General features: G+C 31.9%; 8 protein-coding genes. 2 read left to right on the forward strand and 6 right to left on the reverse strand.

Annotation, left to right across the window (positions count from 1 at the left end):
- Positions 1-289: 289 nt before the first annotated feature.
- Positions 290-1,852 (forward strand): OmpA family protein, encoded by a 1,563-nt coding sequence (locus tag B2741_RS04595; protein ID WP_291135839.1) that lies wholly within the window; start codon positions 290-292, stop codon positions 1,850-1,852.
- A gap of 34 nt (positions 1,853-1,886) precedes the next feature.
- Positions 1,887-2,021 (forward strand): hypothetical protein, encoded by a 135-nt coding sequence (locus tag B2741_RS04600; protein ID WP_291135840.1) that lies wholly within the window; start codon positions 1,887-1,889, stop codon positions 2,019-2,021.
- A gap of 49 nt (positions 2,022-2,070) precedes the next feature.
- Here the strand turns inward: B2741_RS04600 and clpX are convergent, their stop codons facing one another.
- The 6 genes from clpX to B2741_RS04630 form a co-directional block, all read right to left on the reverse strand.
- Positions 2,071-3,303, reverse strand: a complete 1,233-nt coding sequence (clpX, locus tag B2741_RS04605; RefSeq protein WP_291135842.1) for an ATP-dependent Clp protease ATP-binding subunit ClpX — start codon at positions 3,301-3,303, stop codon at positions 2,071-2,073.
- Positions 3,304-3,377: 74 nt separating this feature from the next.
- Positions 3,378-4,034 carry an ATP-dependent Clp endopeptidase proteolytic subunit ClpP gene (gene clpP / locus B2741_RS04610; protein ID WP_262319236.1) on the reverse strand — a complete coding sequence of 219 codons (657 nt, stop codon included), beginning with the start codon at positions 4,032-4,034 and terminating at the stop codon, positions 3,378-3,380.
- 108 nt (positions 4,035-4,142) lie between these two features.
- A complete protein-coding gene (gene tig, locus B2741_RS04615; RefSeq protein ID WP_291135844.1) occupies positions 4,143-5,468 on the reverse strand; it encodes a trigger factor in 1,326 nt (441 codons plus the stop codon).
- Positions 5,469-5,569: 101 nt separating this feature from the next.
- A complete protein-coding gene (locus B2741_RS04620) occupies positions 5,570-5,914 on the reverse strand; it encodes a phage holin family protein (RefSeq protein WP_291135846.1) in 345 nt (114 codons plus the stop codon).
- 78 nt (positions 5,915-5,992) lie between these two features.
- The gene (locus B2741_RS04625; RefSeq protein ID WP_291135847.1) at positions 5,993-7,528 is read right to left on the reverse strand and encodes a G-D-S-L family lipolytic protein; all 1,536 of its coding nucleotides are present in this window, start codon (positions 7,526-7,528) and stop codon (positions 5,993-5,995) included.
- A gap of 17 nt (positions 7,529-7,545) precedes the next feature.
- Positions 7,546-8,784 carry an OmpP1/FadL family transporter gene (locus tag B2741_RS04630; protein ID WP_291135848.1) on the reverse strand — a complete coding sequence of 413 codons (1,239 nt, stop codon included), beginning with the start codon at positions 8,782-8,784 and terminating at the stop codon, positions 7,546-7,548.
- Between the last annotated feature and the right edge of the window lie 112 nt (positions 8,785-8,896).

An 8,896-nucleotide genomic window follows, 5' to 3' on the forward strand; every position in this document is an offset into this window, starting at 1 on the left:
AAATGTGGATCATACAGAAAATGCGAGAATTATAAAGAAAAAACCAAAAACAACACAATTCATAAAGAATTTGACAAAACATATTGCTGTTAAACGGATATATTTACAGAATTCACAAAAAAATCGATTTACTCAAAATGCAGTAAATCGATTTTTTTTGCATTATATCGAATTTTTACATGTAGTTTAACAAATAAAGTAAATAATAATTTTTTTTACGGAAAATACCACTAATTTTGCACGCGATTTAACTAATCATTAACTAATTATCATTTAAGCAATTAAATTTATGAAACTAACCAAAATCCTTACATTATTTTTACTTTTAGGAAGCCTAGCATCTTTTGGACAAGAACCAAAACGTTCTGAAGGAGCCGAAGCCATTGTGAATGCCATTAATAAGAATACTAAAGGAATTAGCTTCATCATTAGTGATACTGGAATAAATTCAGAGTTAAACGAAATAGGCACTACTTTCTTTAAAAACAAATACATCATTTTGTCAAACAAGAAAAGAAGACATGCAGATGTAACTGTTAATCCAATTACTAATACTCCAAATAACAACTTATATTGTGTAGATGTAAAAGAAGATGGAAATTTATCTTTTCCTTTACTTTTCTCCCAAGCATTAGACTCTGATAATGATGAAGGTTCAATTGGATTTTCTTCTGATCAAAGAACTATTTTTTATACTCAAGAAAACCCTAATAACAAACAGTTATTTACTTTACACAAAGCAACTCTTAACGAAAAAGATGCTAAAAAATGGACAAACATTACTAATTTAAATGTAGTTCCAGAGCAATATTCAGCTGAAACTCCAAGTGTTTCTCCTGACGGTAAGAAAATTTATATTGCATCAAACATACCTGGTGGATATGGTGGATTTGATATTTACGAAGCTATCATTGCTGAAGACGGAACAGTTGGTAAATTAGTTAATTTGGGTCCAAATGTAAACACAGCTGATGATGAGAAATATCCATATATGTCTTCTGACAACAAATATTTATATTTTTCTTCAAAAGGCCACTTAAATTTAGGAGGTTATGATGTTTTTAGATCAGCTTACGTTGATAATTCATTTTTAACTGCGATGAACTTAGGAACTGATTTAAACTCAAGAAGAGATGATGTTGCTTTTGTAATGACTTCTCCATCTAAAGGATATATTTCTACTGATAAAAAACAATCTGGAAATTTTGATATTTTAAAGTTCGAAATCAAAAAACAAGAGAATTTACATTTCAGCTATACTATTGTAGAAGAAGTTACTAAAACCGCTTTACCAAATGCTACTGTAGTAGTTACAGATGAATTTGGAACTAAATTAGCAGAAACACAATCAGACAATAATGGTAAAATCAAACTAGCTTTAGAACCATTAACATTTTATAACATTGAAGTTATGAAAGATGGTTACGAAACTAAGAAAACAAACATTGCAACTGGTGATACAGATAAAAACATTGCTTTAACTCAGAAGAAAGCAATTGTTACTGATGATGCTATTGTAATTGAAAATATCTATTTTGATTTTAACAAATCTAGTGTTAAAAAAGAATCAGAATTATCTTTGAACAAAATTGTTGAAGTTTTAACAAACAATCCTAATATGAGTATTACAATTAACGCTCACACGGATAGCAAAGGTTCTGAAACTTACAACCAAACATTATCAGAAAGCAGAGCAAAAGCAGCTTACCAATATTTACTTAAAAAAGGAATTCCTGCATCGCAGTTAACCTACAAAGGTTTTGGTGAAAGCGAATTGTTAGAAAAATGCGAGAAATGTTCAGCTAAACAAGACCAAACAAATAGAAGGGTTGAATTCAAAATCGTTAAATAAAAAAGTACACTCTCAATTAAACACAAATAAAAAAATGAAAAAAATCTCTTTAGTATTAGCCTTATCAACTTTAGTATTATTAACATCATGTTCAAGCGGATGGAGTTGTCAAAAAAGATATTGCAACGCCAAACAAACAAAAACAATAGAGCAAAAGAAAAATGCTTAATCATAAAAAAGGTCGCCAATTGGCGACCTTTTTGTTTGTATTACTTTCATTAAGAAACAGCTTTTAATCGTTGTAATAAATTTTTACTCAAACTGTTTTCAGCATATTCTTTTGTGACTTGCAAATGTTTGTCTTCAGAACTTGGCAATTCATACATTGCATCGGTTAAAATAGCTTCACACAACGAACGTAATCCTCTAGCTCCCAATTTATATTCTAAAGCTTTAGAAACAATATAATTTAAAGCTTCTTCTTCAATTTCTAAAGTTACTTCATCCATTTCAAACAATTTTTTGTATTGTTTTACTAAGGCATTTTTAGGTTCTGTTAAAATTGCTCTTAACGTTTCAGCATCCAAAGGATCCATGTGTGTTAGAACTGGTAATCGACCGATAATTTCTGGAATTAATCCAAAATCTTTGACGTCTTTAGGAATTAAATATTGCAGTAAATTATCTTTATCAATTTGGTCTGTTCCAATAGACGAACTATAACCAACTGCTTGTCTATTTAAACGTTTTGAAATGATTCTTTCGATTCCGTCAAAAGCACCACCAGCAATAAATAAGATATTTTGAGTGTTTACCTCAACAAATTTTTGGTCAGGATGTTTTCTTCCTCCTTTTGGCGGTACATTAACCACTGTTCCTTCTAACAATTTCAACAAAGCTTGTTGTACACCTTCACCAGAAACATCACGCGTAATTGATGGATTATCACTTTTACGAGCAATTTTATCAATTTCGTCAATAAATACAATTCCTCTCTCGGCTTTCGCTACATCATAATCAGCCGCTTGTAATAAACGAGTCAAAATACTTTCCACATCTTCTCCTACGTAACCCGCTTCGGTTAAAACAGTTGCATCAACAATAGCCAATGGAACATTCAACATTTTTGCAATCGTTTTTGCTACTAATGTTTTACCTGTTCCGGTTTGTCCAACCATTAAGATGTTACTTTTTTCAATCTCAACTTCGTCTTCCAATTGAATTTGCATCAAACGTTTGTAGTGATTATAAACCGCTACACTCATTACTTTTTTAGTTTGATCTTGTCCAATAACATAATCATCTAAAAACGCACGAATTTCTTTTGGTTTCAACAGAATCAAATCGGCAACCAAATTGGAATTTCCTGATTGTTTTAATTCCTCTAATACAATTCCGTGAGCTTGTTCGATACATTTGTCGCAAATATGCGCATTAATCCCTGCAATTAATAAATTGGTTTCAGGCTTTTTCCTTCCGCAGAATGAACACTCTAATACTTCTTTAGCCATTTTTTGTTTCTGGTTTCAAGTTTCAAGTTTCAAGTTATAAAACCTGAAACTTGAAACTTGAAACTTTAAATTAATTATCTTGTTAAAACCTCATCAATCATTCCGTATTCTTTTGCTTCAGCGGCAATCATCCAATAATCGCGCTCAGAATCTTTGTGCACTTTTTCGAACGATTGTCCAGAATGTTTAGAAATGATTTCATACAATTCATCTTTTAATTTCAACATTTCTTTCAAGTTGATTTCCATATCTGTTGCTACACCTTGTGCGCCTCCAGATGGTTGGTGAATCATAACTCTTGAATGTGGTAATGCCGAACGTTTTCCTTCTGCTCCAGCACACAATAAAACCGCTCCCATAGAAGCCGCCATTCCTGTACAAATTGTAGCTACGTCTGGTTTTACGAATTGCATAGTATCGTAAATTCCTAATCCAGCATACACACTTCCTCCAGGTGAATTGATATAAATACTGATATCTTTAGAAGCATCAACACTTTCTAAAAACAACAATTGTGCTTGAATAATATTGGCAACATAATCGTCAACTCCAGTTCCCATGAAGATAATTCTATCCATCATTAAACGAGAGAAAACATCCATTGAAGCTACGTTTAATTGGCGTTCTTCAATAATATATGGAGTCATACTTCCAACAATTTTATCGTAATATAAACTGTTTACTCCATGATGCTTAGTAGCATATTTTTTAAATTCTTTTCCGTAGTTCATTTTTGTATGGTTTAAATAATTAATATTTAGAAATTCTGCTGTTGAATACAGAATAAAAAAGCGCCAAAACTAGTCTGACGCTCAAAGATAATTATTTTTTGTGAGATATTATTCTCCGTACATTTCTTTGATGAATTGATCGTAATTTACTTCTTTCGTTTTCGTTTTTACTTTTTCTTTGTAAAGACCTAACATTTTTTCGCTCATTACTTGCTCTGATAAACGTTTTACCTCATCTTGGTTTGACATTACACGAGCTACAATTCCGTTAATTTCATCTTCTGAAGGATTTAATTGACCAAATTGAGCCATTTGTTTCTTGATTAAATCAGCAGTATGTGCTTTTAAATCTTCGAAAGTAATTTGTAAATTATTATCAGCCATTACTTTTCCTTCGATTAATTGGAAACGTAATCCTTTTTCAGATTTTGCAAATTCTTCTTCCGCTTGTTCAGCAGTTAAAGGAGTTTCTCCTACATTTTGAATCCATCTTTTTAAGAATGCCTCTGGCAAATCAAACTTTGTAGTTTCGATTAAAAACTCAGTAACATCATTTAAGAATTTTTGATCAGCTTGTTGAGCAAATTGTGCTTCAGCATCTTCTTTAATTCTAGCTTTTAAATCTTCTACAGAAGAAAGAACTCCAGGTCCGAATAATTTATCTAATAATTCTTGATTTAATTCTGCTTTTTCAATTTCATTGATTTCTTCAATTGTAAAATCAACATTGATATCCAATCCGTGAACATCGTCATGACCTACTTTTAAGTAATCCATTAATTTGTGATCGTCATCGAATAAACCTTTAGTTCCGATAGTAACTACATCACCTACTTTTTTTCCGATGAAAGCTTTAGCTACTTTTTTATCAGCAAAAATATCTAAACCGAAGTTAGCGGGAGCGTTGATTCCTTTTTCTTCGTTTGTAAAAGTTCCTCTAATTTCAAAATCAGCTTTTACTTCCGCTTGAGAAATTAATTTTCCGTATTGTTTTTGAATTCTTTCTACTTGATCATTCAACATTTTATCATCTGCAATAACGTTGAATTTTGTAACATTGTTTTTAGCTGTTAAATCAACTGAAAACTGAGGCGCTAATCCTAATTCGAAATCAAAAGAGAAATTTTCCGCATCCCAATCGATACTATCTGTTACTTTTGGAAGTGGATTTCCAAGGATATCTAATTTTTCAGTAGTTAAATAGTTATTAAGAGAAGTTTGTAATACTTTGTTTACTTCTTCTAACAAAACAGCTTTACCATATTGTTTTTGGATTAAACTCATTGGAACAGCTCCTTTTCTGAAACCAGAAATAGCAGCATTTTTTCTATAGTCAGCTAATACTTTTTCTACTTTATCCGAATAATCTTCTTTAGTGATTGCTACTGTTACAATAGCATTTAATGCATCAACTTGCGTTTTTGTAATGTTCATTATCTGTTTATTTAAGTACCATAAAATTTGGGTTGCAAAATTATAGAATTTTTACAACCCAAACAAGTTTTTAATTTATTGAAATTCAATTCGCTATAAATTTATTTTTCGTCGATAAAGATTTTATTCAAAATTGACTGAGTAATTGATAACAGAACACTAAAAATTAATGCTGTTAAAAAACCATCTACTCTAAACTCGGCAATAAAATAATCACAGATCAAAATGATAATGGCATTGATAACCAATAAGAACAAACCTAACGTAAACAAAGTAACCGGAATTGTAAGCAACACTAGTATTGGCTTTAAAAAAGTATTTAACAGGCCTAACACAACCGCCACCATTAAGGCTCCTGTTAAACTAGTAACATGAACTCCAGGTAAAAAATAAGAAAGTACAAACACTACAATTGTACTGATGAAAAGTTTAATAATTAAATTCATTTTATTGTCTTTAGAAATTTAAAGTTACAAAAAAAGGCATCAATAATGATGCCTTTTTTTAATAATTTATTTCAAATACTAATTTGTTGGAACAATATTAATACCAGGGAAATTACTAGGATTTAAAAAAGGTAATCTAGCATTGTAATGTGAGTTAATGACTTTTATAACTTCATTTGCTATAACTGAATAACCTCTAGCGTTTGGATGCACACCATCTAAAGAAAATAAAACTTTAAATTCAGAAGTTCCTCCACTAAAATAATTTGCAGTATAAAGAGTCCCATTCTCTGCTCTTAAACCAGAAACCAATTGTGTTAAAATTACATTCATATCGGCAACAGCTAAGTCATTTGCATTAGCTATTGAAATTATAGATGCATTATAAGCAGCTGTAGCATTTGCAATAGCTGTTTTTTCAGAAGGAATTAAAACATCGCCATCTTGTAAAGGAAAAGTTACTCCATTAACATTGAATGGCGCTGTCCCTAGAGGGTTTGGTTGTCCTATCTTACTTGAAGCTGGTAATAAAATTAAATCATTTGAGGTAGCTTGTCTTGCTCTTCCATAAAGTTGTCCTAATGCAGTTGCGAAAGGCGCTAAAGTTGGAATTGTTGAAGCAGCTCCAGAAATAGTTCCGCTTAAATCTGACAAAGTTTCGTCTAGAATTAAAACTGGATTTTTTGTACCAGGTGCAGTAGAAAGTGGTGAAATTCGACCACCAGTAACTTGAGCCAAAAATCCATATAATTGTAGAGCTGAAGCATTTGTTGCAGTTGCTTCTGCTGGTAATGCATTATAAGGAACCGTTGTAAAATAAGGAATAGAAGTTACACTTGGAACAGTTGCAACAACACCTTTTGCTCCATTTTGAGCTAACCCCGTTACAGTTCCAAAATTAGGATGAACCCCACCATTAATTATTAAATTATAATGAAATGCAAACGCTTGAGGATCTGTAATGTCGTTTATTCCATAAGCAGCAATATTTGGATTACCTGTTCTATCTACACCAATACCTCCTGAAGTAGCATATGATAACACATCATTTGCTCCAATCCAGTTAGTGAAAAATGTTGGATTCTTTGACATTGCATCACCTAAAACCGTTGCGGTTGGAGATGTTGCGTGTCTTGCATAATAAGGATTAAGTGAGCCGTATCCTGGTATTAACAAATGAAACGACTTAGCTCCTGGAACACCCATATTGTTATATGCAGTAGCTTGTGGTGTTAAAGTTACACCAATATTTCCTGTTGAAATAATTTCTGGTCTACCTTCAAGAGCATCAATAACTAATCGTTTGTTAAATCCTGACACACCTAAAATACCTCCCACATTATCAACATCTTCTGCAAAAGAAGGCTGTGTAAATTCACCACCACCAACCAAAGCAAATTGTTGTGCTAATAAATTAGGAAAAGAATTAACTTGGCTTCCTCTTGAAACTGTACCATCCATATAACCCGCAGTTAATGAATTACCAACAGCAACATAAGTGGAAAAATCTGCATCACCAGCTGAATAATCTTGAGCAACTGGATTTTCAAACTCTGGCTCACATGAAGCAAAACCAGCCGCTAAAATAGCTAAATATATAAATTTATTTTTCATCGTTTTTTGTTTTAAAATTAGAAACCGTAAGTTATACCAATACCTGGAGAAAACACTACAGATTTGTATGTTCCTGCAAAATCACCATTAGGATTGTGCTCGTAAGAATTATCAATTTCATCAAAATGAATATATAAGAATGAAAAATCAATTCCTAACTTGTTATTTAATTGATATGTTAACCCTCCTGTAAATGCATTTGAATCATTTCTTGGAGTTTCTGGAGCAAAATAAGTATCTTGAACAGGACTTTCATCAAAATAGTATCCTGCTCTAAAGGTAAATTTATCATTTGCTTTATATTGAGTACCAAAACGATATGTAGAAACATCTTTGTAGTTTCTTGGATTTACAGAAGTAGGTAATCCATTATTAAATTTCACATCTAAGCTTTTATAAGCACTCCACATTGTATGATTTAAATCAAAAGCAACTAACCACTTATCAGTAACTTGATAAGATAATCCAACTGTTAATTCTGCTGGCAAAGGTAAATCTGCATCAAAAGTTGTATTAGTTAACAATGATTGTGCAAAGACTGGCACGTCAGAAAAATTAGCATCACCATCGCGTGCTTCCATAATGATTTCTGAACGATAATTCATTCCCAGACGCAATTTATCAGTAGGATTAAACATCATACCTAAAGTATATCCCCAAGCCGAAATACCTTTTGCATCCAAAGTTAAATCTGTTGGATCTCCATCAACTTGAAACGTCCCATTTGAAGCATATAAATTTCTATTGAAATTCACAGAACCTGTTGCGTAAATTGGCCCACCACCAACACTAAAATGTTCTCCAACTCTAACAGAAATAGTTGGCTGAACAAAAATAGCTTGTAAATCAATATTGTTAACTAAATAGGCACCTTGCCAATTTTGATCCCATTCAACAGCACTACCATAAGGAGTGTAAACTGCTAAGCCTGCTGTAAACCAATCGTTAATTTTATATGTTGCATATAAGCTAAAAGGTGTCCCAAAATTTTCAGTAGATGCAGTAGTATTGAATACACTCTCTTGAAACTTTGTCTTTGCAAATAATCCACTTGCTCCTACAGATAAATTGAATTTTTTATCTAAATAAGCCATACCTGCAGGGTTGAAAAAAGCAACCTCTGCACTATTCACCACAGCAACACCAGTGTGCCCCATAGCCAATTGCTTTTGTCCTTGAATGCTTACTCTATATCCACCTGCAAAAGCAGTAGAGCCAGCCAAAGCCAATAATGTTAAAGAAAGTAATTTTCTCATAATGTAAAAATGTGTTAGTTTTTTTCTTTGTTTGTTATAATCAATACTTCAAAATTATAACAAAATATGAATTTTACAATTTTTTTAACTAAAAAATTATGCATGCATAATT

This window comes from Flavobacterium sp. UBA7663 (assembly GCF_002483315.1).
Lineage (GTDB): Bacteria > Bacteroidota > Bacteroidia > Flavobacteriales > Flavobacteriaceae > Flavobacterium.